Annotated in this window: 22 protein-coding genes and 1 tRNA gene; 15 read left to right on the forward strand and 8 right to left on the reverse strand. The window is 59.7% G+C overall.

Going from position 1 to position 20,186, the window contains the following annotated elements; translation table 11 throughout:
• Nucleotides 1-21: 21 nt before the first annotated feature.
• Both ACR0B5_RS09650 and ACR0B5_RS09655 read right to left on the reverse strand, forming a co-directional pair.
• Nucleotides 22-600 (reverse strand): PA14 domain-containing protein, encoded by a 579-nt coding sequence (locus tag ACR0B5_RS09650; RefSeq protein WP_480540150.1) that lies wholly within the window; start codon nucleotides 598-600, stop codon nucleotides 22-24.
• Nucleotides 601-707: 107 nt separating this feature from the next.
• Nucleotides 708-1,160, reverse strand: coding sequence for an Lrp/AsnC family transcriptional regulator (locus ACR0B5_RS09655; protein WP_480540151.1), 453 nt, complete (start codon nucleotides 1,158-1,160; stop codon nucleotides 708-710).
• Nucleotides 1,161-1,233: 73 nt separating this feature from the next.
• Between ACR0B5_RS09655 and ACR0B5_RS09660 the strand changes: the two genes are divergently transcribed.
• On the forward strand, nucleotides 1,234-1,830 hold the full coding sequence (locus ACR0B5_RS09660; protein ID WP_480540152.1) for a LysE family translocator: 597 nt from the start codon (nucleotides 1,234-1,236) through the stop codon (nucleotides 1,828-1,830).
• Here ACR0B5_RS09660 and ACR0B5_RS09665 read toward each other — a convergent pair whose 3' ends face one another.
• Nucleotides 1,831-2,664 carry an AraC family transcriptional regulator gene (locus ACR0B5_RS09665; RefSeq protein WP_480540153.1) on the reverse strand — a complete coding sequence of 278 codons (834 nt, stop codon included), beginning with the start codon at nucleotides 2,662-2,664 and terminating at the stop codon, nucleotides 1,831-1,833.
• 123 nt (nucleotides 2,665-2,787) lie between these two features.
• On the opposite strand from ACR0B5_RS09665, the gene ACR0B5_RS09670 reads away from it, so the two are divergent.
• Entirely contained in the window at nucleotides 2,788-3,750 is a 963-nt protein-coding gene (locus tag ACR0B5_RS09670) for an acetyl-CoA carboxylase carboxyltransferase subunit alpha (RefSeq protein ID WP_170639227.1), read from the forward strand.
• Between the two features lie 4 nt (nucleotides 3,751-3,754).
• Here the strand turns inward: ACR0B5_RS09670 and ACR0B5_RS09675 are convergent, their stop codons facing one another.
• The 3 genes from ACR0B5_RS09675 to ACR0B5_RS09685 form a co-directional block, all read right to left on the reverse strand.
• On the reverse strand, nucleotides 3,755-4,885 hold the full coding sequence (locus ACR0B5_RS09675; protein ID WP_480540154.1) for a lytic murein transglycosylase: 1,131 nt from the start codon (nucleotides 4,883-4,885) through the stop codon (nucleotides 3,755-3,757).
• A gap of 112 nt (nucleotides 4,886-4,997) precedes the next feature.
• Entirely contained in the window at nucleotides 4,998-5,645 is a 648-nt protein-coding gene (locus tag ACR0B5_RS09680) for a GntR family transcriptional regulator (protein ID WP_170377611.1), read from the reverse strand.
• Nucleotides 5,646-5,675: 30 nt separating this feature from the next.
• Nucleotides 5,676-6,371 (reverse strand): M48 family metallopeptidase, encoded by a 696-nt coding sequence (locus ACR0B5_RS09685; protein ID WP_480540155.1) that lies wholly within the window; start codon nucleotides 6,369-6,371, stop codon nucleotides 5,676-5,678.
• A gap of 100 nt (nucleotides 6,372-6,471) precedes the next feature.
• Here ACR0B5_RS09685 and ACR0B5_RS09690 point away from each other — a divergent pair, with 100 nt between their 5' ends.
• The 12 genes from ACR0B5_RS09690 (at nucleotide 6,472) to ACR0B5_RS09745 (ending at nucleotide 15,783) form a co-directional block, all read left to right on the forward strand.
• Complete coding sequence (locus ACR0B5_RS09690; RefSeq protein WP_480540156.1) at nucleotides 6,472-6,798, forward strand: TIGR02300 family protein; 327 nt, start codon at nucleotides 6,472-6,474, stop codon at nucleotides 6,796-6,798.
• 138 nt (nucleotides 6,799-6,936) lie between these two features.
• Nucleotides 6,937-7,012 (forward strand) — tRNA-Ala (locus ACR0B5_RS09695).
• Nucleotides 7,013-7,252: 240 nt separating this feature from the next.
• Nucleotides 7,253-7,939: a haloacid dehalogenase type II gene (locus ACR0B5_RS09700; protein ID WP_480540157.1), complete on the forward strand. Its 687-nt coding sequence runs from the start codon at nucleotides 7,253-7,255 to the stop codon at nucleotides 7,937-7,939.
• Nucleotides 7,939-8,766 (forward strand): alpha/beta fold hydrolase, encoded by an 828-nt coding sequence (locus ACR0B5_RS09705; RefSeq protein WP_480540158.1) that lies wholly within the window; start codon nucleotides 7,939-7,941, stop codon nucleotides 8,764-8,766. Before ACR0B5_RS09700 ends, ACR0B5_RS09705 begins: the two co-directional genes overlap by 1 nt.
• Nucleotides 8,763-9,737 carry a threonine ammonia-lyase gene (locus ACR0B5_RS09710; RefSeq protein ID WP_480540159.1) on the forward strand — a complete coding sequence of 325 codons (975 nt, stop codon included), beginning with the start codon at nucleotides 8,763-8,765 and terminating at the stop codon, nucleotides 9,735-9,737. The genes ACR0B5_RS09705 and ACR0B5_RS09710 overlap by 4 nt, the downstream gene beginning before the upstream one ends.
• Before the next feature lie 55 nt (nucleotides 9,738-9,792).
• On the forward strand, nucleotides 9,793-10,581 hold the full coding sequence (gene pcaD, locus ACR0B5_RS09715; RefSeq protein ID WP_480540160.1) for a 3-oxoadipate enol-lactonase: 789 nt from the start codon (nucleotides 9,793-9,795) through the stop codon (nucleotides 10,579-10,581).
• Between the two features lie 11 nt (nucleotides 10,582-10,592).
• Nucleotides 10,593-11,306 carry an alpha/beta fold hydrolase gene (locus tag ACR0B5_RS09720; RefSeq protein WP_480540161.1) on the forward strand — a complete coding sequence of 238 codons (714 nt, stop codon included), beginning with the start codon at nucleotides 10,593-10,595 and terminating at the stop codon, nucleotides 11,304-11,306.
• Between the two features lie 97 nt (nucleotides 11,307-11,403).
• A complete protein-coding gene (locus tag ACR0B5_RS09725) occupies nucleotides 11,404-12,603 on the forward strand; it encodes a TCR/Tet family MFS transporter (RefSeq protein ID WP_480540162.1) in 1,200 nt (399 codons plus the stop codon).
• An 81-nt stretch (nucleotides 12,604-12,684) separates the two neighbouring features.
• The gene (locus tag ACR0B5_RS09730) at nucleotides 12,685-13,776 is read left to right on the forward strand and encodes a Zn-dependent alcohol dehydrogenase (RefSeq protein WP_425083952.1); all 1,092 of its coding nucleotides are present in this window, start codon (nucleotides 12,685-12,687) and stop codon (nucleotides 13,774-13,776) included.
• A gap of 4 nt (nucleotides 13,777-13,780) precedes the next feature.
• Nucleotides 13,781-14,149: a hypothetical protein gene (locus tag ACR0B5_RS09735; protein ID WP_480540163.1), complete on the forward strand. Its 369-nt coding sequence runs from the start codon at nucleotides 13,781-13,783 to the stop codon at nucleotides 14,147-14,149.
• Nucleotide 14,150: 1 nt separating this feature from the next.
• Complete coding sequence (locus ACR0B5_RS09740) at nucleotides 14,151-15,383, forward strand: mandelate racemase/muconate lactonizing enzyme family protein (protein WP_480540164.1); 1,233 nt, start codon at nucleotides 14,151-14,153, stop codon at nucleotides 15,381-15,383.
• Between the two features lie 112 nt (nucleotides 15,384-15,495).
• Nucleotides 15,496-15,783: an ArsR/SmtB family transcription factor gene (locus ACR0B5_RS09745; protein WP_170555798.1), complete on the forward strand. Its 288-nt coding sequence runs from the start codon at nucleotides 15,496-15,498 to the stop codon at nucleotides 15,781-15,783.
• A gap of 34 nt (nucleotides 15,784-15,817) precedes the next feature.
• Here the strand turns inward: ACR0B5_RS09745 and ACR0B5_RS09750 are convergent, their stop codons facing one another.
• Nucleotides 15,818-18,814, reverse strand: a complete 2,997-nt coding sequence (locus tag ACR0B5_RS09750) for an ABC transporter transmembrane domain-containing protein (protein WP_480540222.1) — start codon at nucleotides 18,812-18,814, stop codon at nucleotides 15,818-15,820.
• 216 nt (nucleotides 18,815-19,030) lie between these two features.
• On the opposite strand from ACR0B5_RS09750, the gene ACR0B5_RS09755 reads away from it, so the two are divergent.
• The gene (locus ACR0B5_RS09755) at nucleotides 19,031-19,420 is read left to right on the forward strand and encodes a DUF3307 domain-containing protein (RefSeq protein WP_170472196.1); all 390 of its coding nucleotides are present in this window, start codon (nucleotides 19,031-19,033) and stop codon (nucleotides 19,418-19,420) included.
• Between the two features lie 4 nt (nucleotides 19,421-19,424).
• Here the strand turns inward: ACR0B5_RS09755 and ACR0B5_RS09760 are convergent, their stop codons facing one another.
• Nucleotides 19,425-20,156 carry a hypothetical protein gene (locus ACR0B5_RS09760; RefSeq protein ID WP_480540165.1) on the reverse strand — a complete coding sequence of 244 codons (732 nt, stop codon included), beginning with the start codon at nucleotides 20,154-20,156 and terminating at the stop codon, nucleotides 19,425-19,427.
• Between the last annotated feature and the right edge of the window lie 30 nt (nucleotides 20,157-20,186).

Genomic DNA, 20,186 nt, shown 5'->3' on the forward strand with positions numbered 1-20,186 from the left:
TTCCTATTGCAGGTACTGCTTTCAGCGGCCGAACGCGCTGTCAGGTGTCCAAGTAAAGTCTTCGCCCTGCTTGCCCCATTTCATCATCAAACAAGAAGTGCCGAGCTTCTGAAAGTAGACGATGTGAAGTGGGTACCATCCGGCTTTCGGAACCTCGACTTCGGTTCTTTGGTTGGCCTCGCAACCCTGAATGCCCCTAACAAACCCGATTTGTTGCCCTCCGACAAATGCCTCGAGCCCATCATTGGACCATGTTTCAAGCTCATAAATGCCTGGGGAATCAAAGCGAATGTAGCCGTTGATATCAGCCACGACATTGACGGATTCACCGAAAGTCAGAACAGGGTCACCCTTGTTAGTGTCTCGGTAGTCCAATCCAAGCAGAGGTGTGCCGACCTCAGCGTTGGGCAATAGGGACTTGGCGTGGCTCAGATCGCGAATTTTGCGCTGCGTTCCGTTCCATGCATATTTCACATTAAGGCCGGATTGCACATTGCCAGGTTGCGGGTTAGCCGGTTCCAGCTTGAGCGGCGCCGCCCCGACGTATCCGGCAAGAATGGTGAGCGCGGACGCGATCAACCCAATTTGAAGATGGTTCATGATGGTCTCCCAGTATACGCGCCCATTTCGTCTTGGGCGTCTTTGCCAACGACCCTAAGACCTGAGCTTTTACCCCGCAAGGGTGTGATACCAGCGCGAAAGCCAAGCTACGCTCGCAAATCCTTGGGCGACCCCATGACAACGTAAGACGTGATCGACGTGACATGAGGCAATGTTCCCAGCACATCGGTGTGAAAAATCTTGTACGACGGAAGGTCCGCGCACTCCACGCGCAACAGGTATTCGATTGTACCGGTGATATTGTGGCACTCAACCACCTCGGGCGCGCGCTGCAGGGCCCGCTCAAATCCTTCCTGAGCGGCCTTTGTATGCTCGCCAAGACCAACGCCGATATAGGCGACAAACCCCTTGCCCAGCGCGGTCGGGTCCAGAACAGCGCGATATCCGGTGATGACTCCGGCCTTCTCCAACTCTTGCACGCGGCGCAGACAGGCCGAGGGGGACAGCCCGACACGATCCGCAAGCTCAAGATTGCTGATGCGCCCATCCGTTGAGAGTTCGCGCAATATTTCGCGGTTTATTCGATCCATTTTAGTCATTAATTGCTAATTTAGACCGTTCACGCACAATAACGCAATTTCATTTGCGGCATTTGCGGTAAATATCCCCCACATGACCTACGATATCCTTCTGGCCCTGATCGCCTTTGCCTTCGTCTCGTCCATTACGCCGGGCCCGAACAACCTGATGCTGATGGCATCTGGTGCCAATTTCGGTTTTCGGCGCACGATTCCTCATATGCTGGGAATCGGGCTTGGCTTCACCTTCATGGTGCTGCTGGTGGGCGCGGGTCTGGTGCAGGTGTTCAACCAATACCCGGTCAGCTACACGGTGCTGAAGGCGGCCTCGGTGGCGTATCTGTTGTATCTGGCGTGGAAGATCGCGCATGCCGCACCGGCCGAGAAAGGCGCTGCCGTGGGTACGCCGATGAGCTTTCTACAAGCCGCCGCCTTTCAATGGGTCAACCCAAAGGCCTGGGCGATGGCGCTGACCGCGACAACGGCTTATGCGCCAGGGCAGACTCTCAACGTCATCATCATCGTCGCGCTTGTGTTCGGAGCGGTCAACTTGCCCTCGGTCAGCACCTGGACGGTTCTGGGGCAACAAATGGCGCGGCTCCTGACGAATCCGCGCCGGTTGGTGGTGTTTAACTGGACAATGGCGGCCCTACTAGTGGCCTCGCTCTATCCGGTGTTGTGGCCGAGCTGATCACTTCAGCGGCAGGCATATCTCGGTCAACAGATCTTCGGGCGCAGTTTCGCGCGGATCGTTGAGGTAGATCTCATAGCAGGGTTGATCTGCTGGCTCTTCCCCTGACTTTGGTAGCCAATTCCCAAACAGGCTGTGGTAGGCGGCCTCTAGGCCAGAATAGGGCCCATTGTAGGTTAGCACCGCTGTCTTTCCCCCGGCGATCTGCACGTCCTCCATCCCATCGGGAGTACCTTTCCCACGGAATTCGGCCCCGGCATAGCTGCGCAACTGATCCTCTGGCACCTCATCTGGGCTGTCAAAGTAAATACCAACCACAGGGCCAACCTGCGGCCAAAGCTGACGAGATTCGCACAGTGCGCCGAACGCTTCAAAACTTTTGCCTATTTCGGAATACGCGCCTTTGTGCGGAAGGGCGATCACACGGCGGGCGGGTTCGGTTCGGGTGGTCACGGGATGCATCGGATATCCTCCGGTTTTGAAGTTTGGATGGGCTGGCAGAAACTGACCGGCTTTGCGGAAAGCGGCGGGGCTGCTGCCATAGGCCTCGGTAAAGGCCCGGATGAAAGAGTTCGGGTTGGGGTAGCCAACGGAATGCGCAACCTGCGAAACCGAGGTATCTGACCGGACCAGTTGAACCGCCGCACGGTGCAGCCGTATCCGACGCACCGCCTGGGCGCAGGTCTCGCCCGTCAATGCGCGGAAAACGCGGTGCCAGTGGAACCGCGACATCGCGGCGACATCAGCCAGCGCATCCAGTGACAAATCCCCATCGGGGTGATCGTGGATATAGGTCAGCACCCGCAGGATGCGGTCCTCGTACCTGGTTGCCATTTGGCATCCCTTCCTTCTCTCTGCCCAATCGTGGTCGCATAATCGGCCCTCACAAATCTTGCTGAGTTGCATCCCAAGCGACCACGCGTCATATAGCAGGGAACTTCCGCGTTGAGAGGCGTCATGACCCAGTATCTGGATTTCGAAAAACCGCTGGCCGAGATCGAAGGCAAAGCAGAAGAGCTGCGCGCCCTGGCCCGCGCAAATGAAGAGATGGATGTGGCCGAAGAAGCCTCGGCTCTGGATGCTAAAGCCGCCAAGCTGCTGGATGAGCTGTATGCCGATCTGACCCCCTGGCGGAAATGTCAGGTCGCGCGCCACCCCGAGCGCCCCCATTGTCAGGACTATGTCAAAGAGCTTTTTACCGAGTTCACTCCACTGGCCGGGGATCGCAACTTTGCCGACGATCTGGCGGTGATCGGCGGGTTGGCCCGGTTCAACGATCAGCCGGTGATGGTGATCGGGCATGAGAAAGGCTCTGACACCAAATCGCGCATCGAACGGAATTTCGGCATGGCCCGTCCCGAAGGTTACCGCAAAGCGGTCCGCCTGATGGAGATGGCCGGGCGGTTTGGTCTGCCGGTCGTGACCCTGATCGACACCGCAGGGGCCTACCCCGGCAAGGGTGCAGAGGAGCGCGGTCAGTCCGAAGCGATTGCCCGGTCGACCGAGATGTGCCTGAAAATCGGTGTGCCCCTGGTTTCTGTCATCATCGGCGAAGGTGGCTCTGGCGGGGCTGTGGCCTTTGCCACCGCGAACCGCGTCGCGATGCTGGAGCATTCGGTCTATTCGGTGATCTCACCCGAAGGCTGCGCCTCGATCCTTTGGAAAGACGCCGAGAAGATGCGTGAGGCCGCCGAGGCGCTGCGCCTGACCGCGCAGGACCTGTACAAGCTGGGCGTCTGCGACCGCATCATCACTGAGCCCAAAGGCGGGGCACATCGGGATCGTCCGGCCGCGATTGAATCGGTCCGTGCTGCCATTGCGGCCATGCTGAAAGAGCTGGACGGCAAGGATGCGGCGGCCCTGATCAAGGACCGCCGTCAGAAGTTCTTGGATATCGGCTCAAAAGGGCTGGCGGCGTAATCCGTCAGCCGCCCAACTGGCGCAATAGTTCAACCGAAGGTTTGCCGGTGACCGGCAGACCATTGGCGCGCTGGTAACCACTGATAGCCGCTTCGGATTTCTTGCCAATCACCCCGTCCGCGCCTTCGGTATCGAACCCGGCCGAGGTCAGGCGGCGTTGCAACTCTTTGCGGTCTTCCAGCGTCAGGCCGGTTTCATCCGGCCCGAAGGACGCCTTGAACGGGCCGCCTCCGGCGATTCTGTCGGAAAGATGGCCCACACCGATCGCATAGCTGTCCGAGTTGTTGTAGCGTTTGATCACGTTGAAATTGCGGAATACGGCGATCTTTGGCCCCGGCACCTGCGGCTGCAAGACTGCGACGGGCGTGCCGGAAACGGTGCCGACCTCTCCGCCCCAGGGCTGACCCCGCACCCATCCAGCCCGCGACAGATAGGCAGCGGTTGAAGCCAGTGAGTCCGACGGATCCTCGGACCAGATATCGCGCCGCCCATCACCGGTGAAATCGACCGCATAGGCCAGATACGAGGTCGGAATGAACTGCGTATGCCCCATCGCACCCGCCCAGCTGCCGGTCATATTGTCCGCCGAGGTGTCGCCCGCCTGAATGATCTGCAAGGCCGCGACCAGTTGCTTTTCGAAAAACGCTCCGCGCCGCCCATCATAGGCCAAGGTCGAGGTTGCCGAGATCACCGGCACATCACCGCGGCGTGCTCCGTAGCGGCTCTCCAGCCCCCAAACGGCCACGACGACCTCTTTGTCGACGCCATATTGCGCCTCAATCTGTGACAGCACACCGTTGTGGCGCTGCAGCATCTGTTTGCCGGTGCTGATCCGCTCATCCGAGGCGGCGATGGCCAGATAGTCCTCAAGCGAGCGTTTGAACTCGACCTGATTGCGGTCCCGTTCGATCACACCGGGCAGATAGCCTGCCCCCTGAAAGGCGCGGTTCAGTGTGGATTGTGAGATGCCCTGTGAGGAAGCGCGGGATTTGAAACCTGCCACCCAGGCATCATAGCCCGCATTGGAAACAGGCTGCATTCGGGATGCAGGCGCGCGCGCCGGTGCGGTCGCATCGCTACATGCGGCCAGCAAGGTCGCCCCAAGGCCGAGGGAGAATGTGCGTCTATTGATCATGACTGAAATCTGCTCTTGTTTGTGATTTGCCCCAGAGTAGCGCAGACCGCGCTTGCAAACCAGAACGACAAGCCACGATTGGACCTGATCGAGACGCTCGGCGGTTGGTTGCTCAGCTCACCAGCAACCGCAAGCCCTGCGTCACATCCGACCGGACCGCAAGGCGCAGGCCCGGCTCGTCCCCCGCTTTCAGCGCGGCGATGATCAGCTTGTGGTAATGCGGCGGCTCGGTGCGCCGCAAACGACCATAAAGCGCACGCATGGTCGGGCCAAGTTGCAGCCAAACAGTTTCCGCCATGGCCAACATCGCAGGCGCCTGAGCGCGCAAGTAGAGCGTTCGGTGAAATTCCAGGTTTGTCCGGATATAGCCCACCGCATCGCGCTTGGTCACCATCTCGGCGACGTTCATATTGATGCTTTGCAACCGGTCAATCAGCGCCATATGCGCCCGAGGCAAGGCACGGCTGGCCAGCTCAACCTCCAACAGCGCCCTCAGGGCGGCCAGCTCTTCGATCCGGTCATTTGTCAGCTCAGGCGTCGAGACGCGCCCCGATGACGACAAGAACAAAGCCCCCTCAGCCGCCAGTCGGCGCACCGCTTCGCGCGCAGGCGTCATCGAGACACCGAATTCTTTGCCGATTCCCCTGAGGGTCAAAGCCTCGCCCGGCGCAATCTCTCCGTGCAGAATGCGCGATCTCAGGGTGCGATAGACCCGATCATGTGTTGCGATGCTCGAGTCCGTAGGCCTTGTCGTTATCATGCCCTCATGTGATCACAAAATTCGGTGACGTCAACTCGCTGGCCCGTCAAATCGGAAGCGATGCAACACGGCTCCGTTGTCCCTGAGCCAGCGACGCGGGGCATCGTACGGGCCGAATATACGCTCCACCTGCGCCCAGAAGGCCGACGAGTGGTTCATCTCCGCCAGATGCGCCACCTCATGCGCAGCGACATAGTGCAGAACCTCGGGCGGGGCCAGAATCAAGCGCCACGAGAACATCAACCCGCCGTGGGAACTGCAAGACCCCCAGCGCGACCGCGTGTCCCGCAGCGATAGAGTCGTGTAGGACCGGCCCAGAATGGCGGCATAGTCATCACAGGCCTCGTTCAGACGATCCCGAGCAAGTTCCTTGAGAAAACGGGCCAATCGACGCCCCTCAGCCCCTGCCGGGACAGCCACCGTGTCCGCGCCCAACTGCACGCGCCGACCGGTTGCCGGGACGATTCGGCGTTCAACGCCTTCGACAGGGATCAGGCCACCGACGCGAACGTCCTCCCGCTCGGGCTGGCCCGCCAGATGCTGGCGGATCCAATCTTCCTTGCTGCGCGCGAAGTTCAACGCCTCATTCTCGGGCACGCCGTTTGGATAGGTCAGGGTAACCCGCCCGTCCAATTGGGAAATCCGCAGACTGATCCGCCGCGCCCGCGCGGATTTGCGCAGCGTCAGCGGCACTGGCGGCCTGCCCGGCAAAGCGTGTTCCCCCATATCCCGTCCTCTTCCGCGCAAAGGCTTTGACAGCACCCGCCGCCTGTGGCAGGTGAACTGAATCTTTTAGACGACTCACCTGATATCAAGGGGATTTGACATGCCCAAGGAAGAATGGGGCGTAAAGCGCGTTTGTCCGACCACCGGTAAACGGTTTTATGACCTGAACAAAGACCCGATCGTCAGCCCCTACACGGGCGAGATCGTGGAACTTGAAACCGGCAAGAGCCGGATGATCGCCGCCGATGCCGAAGATGCGGCAACCAAGAAAGCGCGCGAAAACGCATCCGAGGATGATCTGGTTCTGGATGATGACGACAATGTCGACGTCGATCTGGATGACGATCTGCTGGATGATGATGACGACGGCAATGAGGATGTTTCGCTGGACGACATCAAGGACATGTCGTCAGAAGACGAAAACTGATCCGATACGGGGCGGCCAGTGGCCGCCCTTTTTCGTTTGCGAGGCGGTGAATAGTTTTTCGCAGATTTCAAATTTTGCTCTTGCGCTCGTGCGCGCTGTCTCATAAACGTCCGCCCACTGCTTCGGCAGTACCTGGAAGGGGCCTTAGCTCAGTTGGGAGAGCGCTTGCATGGCATGCAAGAGGTCAGGGGTTCGACTCCCCTAGGCTCCACCAAATCTCACAACTATATCTATATCGGAATGGTTTTGCTCCCTTGAGCGGCAGGCTATGGGCACGCCTCTTTAGCAGCGAGACTGCCAGAAGAAATGCCTGGTCTCTCGCTTAAGCAAAAGCGCAAACCGCTACTGGCACTACGCCTAACTAGCCCGCGCCTGACAAAATGTTGTCGGACCTTGGCTCTTTCCTGCACCGCCCTCTTGTGCCACCTTGCGCCAGAAAAAGGGGAGAGAGCTGATGGCAATCAAGACCTGTGTATTTGACGCTTATGGCACATTGTTCGATGTGGCGGCTGCGGCACGTCAGGCCGCTGCCGAGCCCGGTTTTGAGGCGGTCCGCGATACGTGGCCAGATTTGGCCAATCAGTGGCGGCTGAAGCAATTGCAATACACATGGCTGCGCGCCGTCGCAGACGCTCATTGCGATTTCTGGGATGTCACACAAGACGGGCTGGACTGGGCGCTTGAGGCGACGGGGCTGCATGGGGATGCCAAACTGCGCCAACGGCTGCTGGATCTTTACTGGGAGCTACGCGCCTATCCTGAGGTGCCTCAGATGCTACAGGCCTTGAAACAAGGCGAGTTGCAGACGGCGATTCTGTCGAACGGGTCGCCTCCCATGTTGGATGGCGCGGTGCAATCGGCCGGTATTGGCGATGTTTTGGACGATGTGCTGTCGGTCCAAAGCGTCGGTATCTTCAAACCCCACGCCAAGGTCTATGATCTGGTGCAAGACAGGTTTGGCTGTTCCCGAGATGAGGTTCTGTTCGTCAGTTCGAACGGTTGGGACGCTGCCGGAGCCAGCGGATACGGCTTTGTCACCGCATGGGTCAATCGCGCGGGCGAACCGATGGATCGACTGCCGTGGAAACCAGCGCATGTTCTGTCAGACCTGACCTCAATCCCCGAACTGGCCGGGCTATAATGGCGGAATTCAAAACGTCTGACGGGCTTCGGCTGTACTATGAGGATAGTGGCACAGGCACTCCTCTTCTGTGTCTTGCAGGGTTGACGCGCAACGGACGCGATTTCTCGCTTCTTGCTCCGCATATAGCCGATGCCCGCCTTATCACATTGGATGCGCGGGGGCGTGGGCAGTCGGATCATGATCCGAACCACGCGAACTATAACGTCCTGCGCGAAACTCAGGATGTTGTCGAACTGCTGGACCATCTGGCCCTTGACCGGGTGGTGGTTCTGGGCACGTCGCGCGGCGGGATGGTTGCGATGACGCTTGCGACGCTGCAGCCGGACCGGCTGGCGGGCGTTATCCTCAATGACGTGGGTCCGGTGATCGAACCCTCAGGTATCTCTCGGATCATGGATTACGTGGGCGTAGCACCCAACTCAAAGACCTACGATGAGGCCGCCGCCGTCCTGAAAGCGGTGATGGCGCCGCACTTCCCCGGCGTCCCCGTGGAAACTTGGCGCATACAGGCCGAGAACCAGTATAAAGAAACGCCGGAGGGGCTGGCCTTGCGCTATGATCCGGCCCTGCGCACGGCCTTATTGGAGCAGGCCGCAGCTGCCAACGTGCCGGACTTATGGCCCTTCTTCGAGGCGCTACAGGGCATTCCGACGGGCGTTCTGCGCGGCGCAAACTCGGACATCCTCAGCCAGGAAACACTGAAACAGATGCAGACCCGCCATCCGGGCCTGATCACGGCTGAAGTCCCGGATCGCGGCCATGTACCCTTTCTGGACGAGCCGCAATCCCTCACCGTTATTCGCAAGATTCTGGACCAAGCATGAGTACACTAGAGCTGATCGAAGCCGCCGCCCATCGGCTACAAGGGCATGTCCGCGAGACGCCCCTTCTGACCTCACCCTTTCTGGACGAAATCGCCGGGCGGCGGGTGTGGGTCAAACCCGAATGCCTGCAACACACCGGCAGCTTCAAATTCCGCGGCGCATGGTCGGCCATCTCGGCGCTGAGCAAGGCGGAAAGACAGCGCGGCGTGATCGCCTATTCCTCGGGCAATCATGCGCAGGGGGTGGCCTTGGCGGCGGCGAAGCACGGGATCTCCTCGGTCATCATCATGCCTTCGGACGCGCCGCAGCTGAAGATCGACAACACGCGTGCCTTGGGCGGTGAAGTTGTCCTGTACGACCGAAGCACGGAAAGCCGCGAAGAGATTGGCAATGCACTGGCCTCTGAACGCGGCCTGACCCTGATCCGCCCCTACGACGAACCCCAAGTCATCGCAGGACAAGGCACCGCCGGGCTCGAGATCGCGCGCCAAGCCAAAGCCGCGGGCGTGACCGATGCCGACGTTCTGGTCTGTTGCGGCGGCGGCGGTCTGACCTCGGGCATCGCGCTTGCGCTTGAGGCGCACGCCCCTGGCCTGCGGGCCCGCCCGTGTGAACCGGACGGGTTCGACGATGTCAAACGCTCGCTGGAGGCGGGGCAGATCCAAAGCAACCCTACGACTGCTGGCAACATCTGCGACGCAATCCTGACCCCGCAACCGGGTGACATTACCTTTCCGATCCTCAACCGCCTCTGCGGCCCCGGCCTGTCGGTCACCGAGGACGAGGCGCTGCACGCCACGGCGCTGGCCTTTTTGCGCCTCAAGATCGTGCTGGAACCGGGCGGTGCGGTATCGCTGGCCTCGGCCCTGTTCCGAAAGGATCAGATCAAAGGGGATGACGTGATCGTTGTCGCCTCGGGCGGAAATGTTGATCCAGGCCTCTTTGCGCGTGCGTTGGAATTCCTGACCTGACACCCATATCGGGTTTGTGCAATCTGCACGCAAAGGCCGAGCAAGGAACCAAAGCATGACGATCGCTGAATTGGGTGGCGTTCAGCTAAACTACCGGATTGATGGCGCGCCAGATGGTGCGCCTATCGTGTTTGCAAACTCGCTGGGCACGAATTTACACCTGTGGGACGATGTGCTGCAACATCTGCCCGACGGACTGCGGATCATTCGCTATGACAAGCGCGGTCACGGCAAATCCTCGGTCCCGCCTGCGCCTTACGCCATGGGCGCGCTGATCCGCGATACCGAGGCGCTTCTGGATCACCTCGAAATTCGGGATTGCGTCTTCGTTGGCTTGTCGATTGGTGGTATGATTGGCCAAGGGCTGGCGGTGAAACGGATGGATCAGGTCCGCGCGCTGGTACTGTCGAACACCGCTGCCAAGATCGGGATGCCGAAAATCTGGCAGGACCGGATGGAGGCCGTCCGAACCGGCGGGATCGAGGCGCTGGCCGATGCGACGATGGAGCGGTGGTTCTCGCGCGATTTTCGGGCCGCCAACCAGCACCTCGCATGGCGCGAGATGATGGTCAGACAGCCGTCCGAAGGGTATCTGGGCTGTTGTGCCGCCATTGCGGGCACCGATTTTTACACGCCGACCAGCGGCCTGCGCCTGCCCACCCTTGGGATCGCGGGCAGTGAGGACGGCTCGACCCCACCGGATCTGGTACGCGAAACGGTGGACCTGATCCCCGGCTCGCGGTTCGAATTGATACGCCGGGTGGGCCACCTGCCCTGCGTCGAAAAACCCGCTGAATACGCTGCCCTTTTGCGGCAATTTCTGACCGAGATCGGTCACATCTGAAGGAGCGTCCCTTGGCCGAATTTCTATTGGTCCATGGATCCTGTCACGGCGCCTGGTGCTGGCGCGACCTGATACCCGAGCTTGAAGCGTTCGGCCACATCGCTCGTGCCATCGACATGCCCAGCCACGGCTCGGACCCGACACCAGTCTGCGATGTCACGCTGGAGAGCTGCCGAGACGCCGTGCTCGCGGCCTCAACACCAGACGCGATCCTTGTCGGGCATTCCTGGGGCGGCTATCCGATCAGCGCCGCGGCCGAGGCCGACCCGCATGCCATGCGCGCGCTGATCTATCTTTGCGCCTATGTCCCGCAAAATGGGTTGTCTCTGGTCGACATGCGCAGAAGAGGTCCTGAGCAAACCATTGGCGATGCAGTCGACAAATCCACTGACGGGCTGTCCTACACCGTGCATCCCGACCGCGTTCAGGACCTGTTCTATCATGATTGCACGCCCGAGATCCTGCCCTATGCATTCGCCCGGCTCTGCCCGCAGGCCATCAAGCCACAGGACACACCGCTTTCAATAGGGGATCACTTTGACAAGGTCCCAAAGGCCTATATCCGCACCAATGAAGACCACACCATCCATCCGGCCTATCAGAAGGACATGAGCAAGCGCATTCCAGCGCATCTGCGGCGGAATATCGACAGCTCACACTCTCCGTTCTTTTCGCACCCGCGCCATCTGGCGCAAATACTGGATGAGCTGTCGGACAAGCTGTAACTGACTGACGAGACGTCATCCTGGGTGGCTACACAGCGCCCTTCCCTCATCCCGCTGGCCCCTCTAGTGTGAGCGATGGGTCATATAGCCGGGTTCCATGCGTCTGCCATTTGTCTTTGTTCTTCTGACCGTCATGATTGACGCGATGGGTATCGGTCTAGTCATGCCGATCATGCCGCAACTGATCGTCGAGGTGCAGGGCGGAACGCTTGCCGACGCCGCCCTTTGGGGAGGCGTCCTCAGCACTGCCTTTGCCGCCATGCAATTCGTGTTCGGGCCTATTCTGGGCAACCTGTCAGACGCCTATGGCCGTCGGCGCGTCCTGCTGGTTTCGTTGTTTGTGATGGCTTTGGATTATGTGGTCATGGCCATCGCGGGCAGCATCTGGTTGCTTTTGATCGGTCGTCTTGTGGGCGGGATCACAGCCGCAACCCACGCGACAGCGGCCGCGTTTATGGCAGATGTCTCGAAACCCGAAGACAAAGCCGCCAATTTTGGCCTGCTCGGCGCGGCTTTTGGCATGGGATTTGTTCTGGGCCCCGTGATGGGCGGCCTGCTTGCCGAATACGGAACGCGCGCGCCGTTCTGGGCGGCTGCGGCACTGTCCGCTCTCTCGTTCGGCCTCGGGCTGATGGTCATGCCCGAAACGGTCACAGACAAAACCCGCCGCGCCTTCAGCTTGCGACGCGCCAACCCTGTCAACGCGCTAAAGGCCATCGCCGCCCTGCCCGGAATTCGCCCCCTATTGTGGGTCTATTTCCTCTATTCGGTGTCCATCTACGTCTACCCCGCGATCTGGTCCTATTTCACGACCGAGCGTTTCGGGTGGTCGCCGCAGATGATCGGGCTGTCTCTCGGCGTCTATGGCATTGGCATGGCCGCCGTTCAGGGCGGTTTGATCAGACCCGCGACCCGTCATCTTGGGGAGCGCATGACCATTATTTGCGGCATGGGTTTTGAGGTCATCAGCTTCGCTTTGCTAGCCTTCCTGACCAATGGCACTATCGCCCTGATGCTGATCCCGATCACCGCCTTGGGCGCGGTGATCACGCCCGCGCTGCAGGCATTGACCTCGCGCGCGACGCCAGACTCGCAACAGGGTGAACTTCAGGGCGTCCTGACGTCTCTGCACGCCTTGTCCATGGTGATCTCGCCCCTGTTGATGACCAGCGTGTTTGCGTGGTTCATCCGGCCTGAAACATCGCTCTACCTGCCCGGAGCACCATTCCTCCTAGCACTGGTTCTTATGGCCGCGGGGTTCTTGCTGTTTCTGCGCGCCCGACCTGCCGTGGCGTAATACCGACATACCCGTGACGGTTTCCGTCTTGCGAGATGCCAATTCCCGCGCCACCGTAAACCAAACGAAGCGAGGGACGATATGCAAACCATCAAAGCCGCCGTATGCCGGGCGTTCGGGGAACCTCTGACGATAGAAGAGGTCCAACTGGCCGCCCCTGGCACCGGCGAAGTCGAGGTTACACTGGACGCGGTGGCCATCTGCCATTCGGACATCTCATATGCCGATGGTGCATGGGGCGGGTTCCTGCCCGCTGTCTACGGACATGAGGCCGCCGGGGTAGTCAGCGCAGTTGGAGAGGCTGCAGGGGATTTCAAACTGGGCGACCCGGTGGTCGTGACGCTGATCCGGGCCTGCGGCTCCTGCCCTTCATGTGCAGGCGGCAAACCTACGATCTGCGAAACCCCCTATGACACGGTCAAAGGGCCTTTGCGCACAGGTGACGGCGGACCTTTGGAACAGGCGATGGCCTGCGGGGCCTTCGCCGAGAAAGTCGTCGTCAGCCACCGGCAGATCGTTCGGATCCCAGAAACCCTGCCCAAAGACCTCGCCAGCCTGTTGTCCTGTGGTGTGATCACCGGGGTCGGCGCAGCTGTGAACGCCGCAGGTTTGCGCCCCGGGCAAGACGTGGTGGTGATCGGCGCAGGCGGAGTAGGCCTTAACGCAATCCAAGGCGCTCGGATCGCTGGCGCGCGCCGTATCGTTGCGGTCGACATGACCGAAGAGAAGATTGAAATCGCCAAAGAGTTCGGTGCCACCCACGGCGTCCTCGCCAGTCTGAAAGAACCTTGGAAAGCAGCCTACAAAGCATTGGGCGGGCGCGGCGCGGATGCAGTTTTGATCACTGTCGGCGCGATCCCCGCCTATGATCAGGCCCCACGCTATCTGGGTTTGGGCGGCAAAGCCGTGATGATCGGCATGCCCCATTCCGGGGACGAAGCCAGCTATGAGCCGGTGATCCTCGCCGCGCTTGGTCAGGGTCTGGTGGGGTCAAAGATGGGCGACGTGGTTATCCAGCGAGACATCCCCTGGATGATCGACCTCTATGAGCAGGGGCGGCTGAAGCTGGATGAACTGGTCTCGGGCCGCTGGTCTCTGGATCAGATCAACGAGGCGATTGCCGATACCAAAACCGGATCCGCCAAGCGCAATGTGATCCTGTTTGACAGGTAGGCCGATGCTGCGTTTCCTGACCGATCTCTTCAAACCCGAGGCGGCGAAACCTGCGCCGTCCACCTCAGAGACGTCGATGAATTTCGATCTGGCAGAGGTACCGCCTTTCCTGACCGGCCTCGCCAACAATCCCCGGTTTGGGCTGCCCGAAGCTCTGGTCACCCAGATCGCGGAGAACCTGTCGGATTTGCCCGTGGACCAAAGCAGCCGCTGGCAGATCGAGGGCAGTTTCGACGGCAAACCAGCGCTGATCGAAATTCAGGCCTTTATGGACGATGTCGACGCCCCTGACTTGGCGTTCTTCGGCAGCGCCGAGGTGGTGGCCGAGATTGATCGCGAACTCATTGCCTTTGACCAAGCACGAGAGGGCTAGGATGAAACTGCAAGACCTCGATATTATCGTCACGGCCCCGCCAGCCCCCGGTTGGGGCGGGCGCTATTGGATTTTGGTCAAGCTGACCACGGATACCGGCATCACCGGCTGGGGCGAGTGCTATGCCTCGTCCATCGGACCCGACGCTATACGCCACGTGATCCGGGATGTGTTCGACCGCCACATGCAGGGCGAGAATCCGGAAAACATCGAGTTGATGTTCCGCCGCGCCTATTCCTCGGGCTTTACACAGCGCCCGGACCTGACCGTGATGGGGGCCTTTTCGGGGCTCGAGATCGCATGCTGGGACATTCTGGGCAAAGACCGCGACCGACCGGTCTATGCGCTGTTGGGCGGCAAGATGAATGACCGTATTCGCGCCTATACCTACCTCTACCCCCTGCCCCTGCACAACCTGACCGACTTCTGGACATCGCCCGAACAGGCAGCTGAGGCCGCGGCGGATGCGGTCCGTCGCGGCTATACCGCCGTCAAGTTCGACCCCGCCGGGCCCTATACGATGCGGGGCGGACACATGCCTGCGATGTCCGATATCTCAATGTCCGTTGCGTTTTGCAAAGCGATCCGCGAGGCGGTGGGCGACAAGGCTGATTTGCTGTTTGGCACCCATGGCCAGTTCAACACCGCAGGCGCTATCCGCTTGGGTCAGGCGCTGGAACCATACTCTCCGCTTTGGTTCGAAGAACCCACTCCGCCCGACAATATCGAGGACATGGCCCGCGTCGCCCGCAACGTCCGCATACCTGTCGCGACCGGAGAACGCATGACCACCAAAGCCGAATTTGGCGCGGTTCTGCGCGCAGGCGCGGCGGAGATTTTGCAACCGGCTTTGGGGCGTGCAGGCGGTATTTGGGAAATGAAGAAAGTCGCTGCGATGGCCGAAGTGTTCAACGCGCAAATGGCCCCGCATCTTTATGCCGGGCCGGTTGAGTGGGCTGCGAATATCCATCTGGCGGCCTCTATCCCGAACCTGTTGCTACTGGAAACCATTGAAACGCCATTCCATGACCAGTTGATCAAGGGCTCAATCCGGGTTGAGCACGGGTTCGTGCCCCCTCCAACCACCGCCGGACTTGGGATTGAAGTGGACGAAAATCTGGCTCGCGCGCATCCTTACAAAGGCGACGGGCTTCACCTTCAGATGCAGGAAGAACCGTGCGACTATGCCAATGGTAACGCCTTTCAGGGTGGGGCTCCCGTATCTGAGGGGTGACATTATAACGTTTCTTAGGGCATAGTGTCAGAAGACTTAGTTGAAGAACGGTTGACCGGTGACACTGAAAGACAGCACCACTCAAGCCCCGGCATCGGACGGATTGGCGGAAATGAAAGACAACGCAGCCCGTGCCGCCGCGTTTCTGAAAACGCTGGCGCATGAGGGCCGCCTGATGATCCTGTGTCACCTCGGAGACGGCGAGAAGTCGGTGGGAGAGCTGGAGGCGCTTTTGCAAATTCGGCAAGCCGCCGTCAGCCAGATGCTGGCCCGTCTGCGTGAGGACGGTTTGGTCTCGACCCGACGCGCGGGGAAAACGGTGTTTTATTCTCTTGAGGATGGCAACACAAAACAAGTGATCGAACTGCTCTATCAACTGTTCTGCAAGCCGAAAGACTGACAGAGGAGCGTTCCGGGGTTAACTCGAAACGGCCCTAGTTCGAGACATATCCCGCAACCACCTGCAGCAACTTGAACGCCGTCGCCGCGTCGTTTTCGACCACGGCCAGGAATTCCTCTTCCCCGATGCGCAAGCAGGAAAGATCGGTTTCGGCCACCATGCTCAACGCGCGGGGCTCCTTACGGATCAGGCCCAGCTCTCCTACCAATGCCCCGGGGCCGACGCGTAGGATCAGCTCATCCGGCGTGCCCGTTTTAGGCAGATACAACCCCGCTTCGCCTTCGAGGACGACGTATGCACCATCCGTGGGTTGGTCATCTTTGAGGAAGATCACCTGCCCGGCAGAGGCATCAAACCACCGCGCACCAAAGGCCAGCAGGCGCAACTGTCGCCGATCAAGGCCCGAAAACAGCGGCGTCTGCTCTAGGGCGCGCAGCTTGCGGGCCAAGTCGGCCGAGGCGGCACTATCCTCTTCCACATCCCCCGGTCCTTCGTCCGTGACAACCCGACCTTGCCGGATCTCGACATACATGTCGAAGACATCCGGGTTTTGGAATTGGTCGTTCAGATAGATGACAGTGGTCTCGGGCAGCAGCGCGCGCAGGTTTTTGTAGACCGCGACCTGCGTCTGCATGTCATAGCTGGCCAGCGCGTTTTCTAGGATCAGGATGTCGGGTTTCTTGATCGTCGCACGGGTGAACGCCAGGGGTTCGGCAAAGACTGCGGGCAGGTTCTGGCCGCCCAGCGCGACCGGCACATCATAGATCAGCTCAACCACCAACGGACGCGCGCCGTGTTCGGCCAGAACATCAACAATCAGCTTGCGCACCTCGTCCGAGCGCGCGCCACCGATCTCGCTGACCTTGCCAAACAGCGCGTTCTCCATCACGGTCAGACCTGGCGCGATGGCCTCCGGGTCCAGCGGCACGAACACGTCCATCAACGGCCGCATCAGTTTTTCCGAGTGGCTGTGGCGCAGTTCCAGAATGCGATCCTTCAACTCATCCGAAAAGGCCGGGCCAATCTGTTCGGCCGAGACGACCAGAGGCACTGCCAGCAAGGTGGCCAGTTGTTCGTCGTCCAACCCCTCAGCGCCTTCCTTTCGGGTGCGCTCGACCAGTTCGACGGCTGTTTCATAGGTCTGCGCCTCAAGTCCCAACTTGCGGAACAGCGGGTGATCTGTTCCGTCCAGACCGAAGATCTGGCGCAACATGTCGATCACATCACGGGTCAGGGCGATCAGAGTCTCGTCCAACCCCAGTTCGCGTAACTGACCCAGAAAAACCCTCTGTTGTGCCAACAGAGCTTGCGTAACTGGTACGCGGGGCGTGGCAAACAACAGGTTCTCGGCCACGGGCAAGGCCGTGTTATAGGTGGACTTGTCGAAGATCAGCGCCTGCTGCTCAAGCCCTGCCTTCTTCACCGCCTGCTGCACCAACGGTCGCAGCTTGACCAGTTTCTGCGCAAGTTCCGGATGCAGTGCAGCGTCGAAAACCTGCTCGGCCCCGCGCTGGAACAAGGCCGCGCCTGAACCCATTCCATCAATCAGTTGCAGCCACCAATCTCGCAGGGCATCCGCCGATTCCAGCCCAGCGAGAGACGGGTCCAGCCATTCGGCCTTGAAGGGGTCGGCGCTGTTGCCCGCCCGCAAGGTTTCGGCAAATCCGGGATCGTCGCCCCCCTCCGACAGGGGCTTGTAGCGCATCGGCATCATCACATTATCGCCCAGCGTTCCCTGAAACATCACCGGCCGTGATGACGCATAGCCGATCCGCGCGGCGACGACGCCCTGATGCAGTTCGGCCAGATTCTGCTCGCCAATGCGGACACGCCCAGCGCTCGGCAGGATTTCACGGGTCAGCAGCTCGGCAATGGCGCGGCGGTCTTCTTCGCTAGGCGCGGCGATGCCGATTGTCTTTCCATGCGGGAAGGTCAGGTTAAGATCGTCCAGGATCTGGTTTCCGTCCATATCGCGCACCGACACCCGATCCAGAGCGATGTCGCCATCAAGATGCGGGCGGGTCTTTGGCTCACCCTCAAACAGCGCCTCATCCTGCATTCCAGCCGGCGCAAACCGTTCGATCACCACATCCCAACGCAACGACATATCCTGCGTCTGGTTGTAGTAGGTCAGCAGTTCCTTCCACGGAGAGCTGAGATCTTTATACGCAGCCAACGCCGCCACCAGCGCGCCCAGCGAGACCGAGCCTTGGAGGACCAGCAGGCCGCCCACCAGATAAAACATGAACGGTGTCAGCTGTGAGATGAAGTTGTTTATGAACTTCATAAAGAACTTCTTCTGGTAGATCTCGAACCGGATCCCGAAGAGCCGCCCCAATTGATCCGAGATCATGGCCCTGCGATACCGCCAGCCCCCATTTGCGCGCAGGGTCGAGGCCCCAGCCGCGTTCTCGCCGATCTGGGCGGCAAGGATACGCACCTCCTGGATGCGCTTTTTGTTGAGAAGGTTGATCTGGCGCTGCAGCTTGGGAATCAGCCAGGCCTGCACGGGGATCAGCGCCACTGCCGCAAGGCCGAACCAGACGCTTTGCAGAAACAGAAACGACAGGATGGTGATCATCTGCCCCGCCTGCAGAACTGGCTGGCTGATCGCATCCCCCATCAACCCGCCCATCGGCTCGCTTTCAGCGGTGATCATCGAGACCATCTCACCCTGGCTGACCCGCTCGAAATAGGGTTGGGGAAAACGCAGGGCGCGGCTGATCAACTGATAGCGAAACCGGCGCAACATACGCTCGCTCAGGACACCTTTCATTGTGTTGATGCGCATTTTCATCAGGCCGTGGGCCAGCACCGCCGCCAAAAACGCAAAGCACAGAATGATCAGAAAATTCGTCTGCTGCAGGCTATAGCCCCAAATCTGAACCACGCTGCTCGAGGCACCGATCGCGTCATTAATAATGCGTTTGGGCAGCTCAAGCGTCAGGTAAAGCAGCGGAAACAACGTCGAGGTCACGGCCAGCAGGATCAACTGGTCGCGCTTGGAGTATTTCCAGATGAAGCGGAAAATCGTGCGTTCTATGGAACCTGTCCCTGCTTTTGATCAATGATCCGGTTTCGAAACGATGCACGGAAAATTAACAGTCTGAATTTACAGTAATCTTGCTTTGCTAGGCAAATAGTTTCCGACAAAGTGCCAATCTTTGCGCATGTGTGAACTAGTTCATTTGCCTACTCGCATTTTAGCGCCTAGAGTTCCCTTTAGGACGATATCGGGAGGATACGTTTGCCCGAAAGCTATGGTGCCGTGTTGCTGTTGCTCTGCTTGTTGCAGATCAAACATATGTTCGCGGACTTCTATCTACAGACGCCCAAGATGCTGACCGGGCGTGGCGAGTATTTTCATTTGGGACGCGCGCAACATGCAGGGGTGCATGTTGTGGGCTCGGCCCTTATTTTTTTGCTGTTTGGCGCGCCGATCAGCTTTATCCTGATCATCTCGGCCCTGGAATGGATCATCCATTTCAACATAGATTTTGCCAAGGCCAGCTATTCCGACAAGAAAAAGCTACAGCCCAATCAGGCCGCATTCTGGCGGGCAACTGGTCTGGACCAGCTGATGCACAGCCTGACCTATATTGCGATGGTTTGGGCCTGGATCACTTTCGCCGTCTAAACCCTTAGGCAACGCGGTCCATTTGCGCGATCTGGTAGGCGGACACCCAAAGGCGGTCGACTGCATCCAACTCGTCCGGATCAAACTGTTGCTCAGACTCCCAATACCGCCCGGATGGCACATAGTAGCCGAGGCGCGCTTCGGCCTCTAACGCGTCCTGCGCGCCAACGGTCGACGGCATCGGTGCGTCTTCGATCCGTGACGCGCGAAGCGATGGATAGACCAGCCTGCTTTCACTCTCCGACAAACGCACCATGCGACAGCCCTGCGCGGCGGCAAACACGCCCAATCTGGCCGATTTCGCCTCAAGCGACCGCAATGATATGTCGGCACGCAGCGGATCAGCGGTTCCGTTGCCATAAAAGTGCGTCTTACCCGATCCGGGATAGACCATATCGCAGCCGAAATAGGCAATCACGGACGGAGCGAGGGCAGACAGCGCCCAATAACCAGCGGTAAACGCCATGGTACCGCCCGCATAGACAAAACCACCATAAGCGTTTTGCCGAGGCACATAGTCTTCGGCTGTCACGATCCTTTGGTCTTTTGTTAGGGCTGTGGGTCGGTTTTCCGGCGGAAAATCCTCAGGGTGGATCAGGATGTCCCAATCCGGACGAATGCGCCATGCGTTGTTGATGGCCACGATATGCGTGAACGGTGTCCGGTCCCAATCCCGGGCGGCTACCGCTGACGGCGCACTGCCAAGGATCAGGACTTTGTTTGGCGTCTGAGGCATCACATATCCGCTCCTTTTCGAATTTACGTG

This window comes from Ruegeria sp. AG1 (assembly GCF_056541705.1).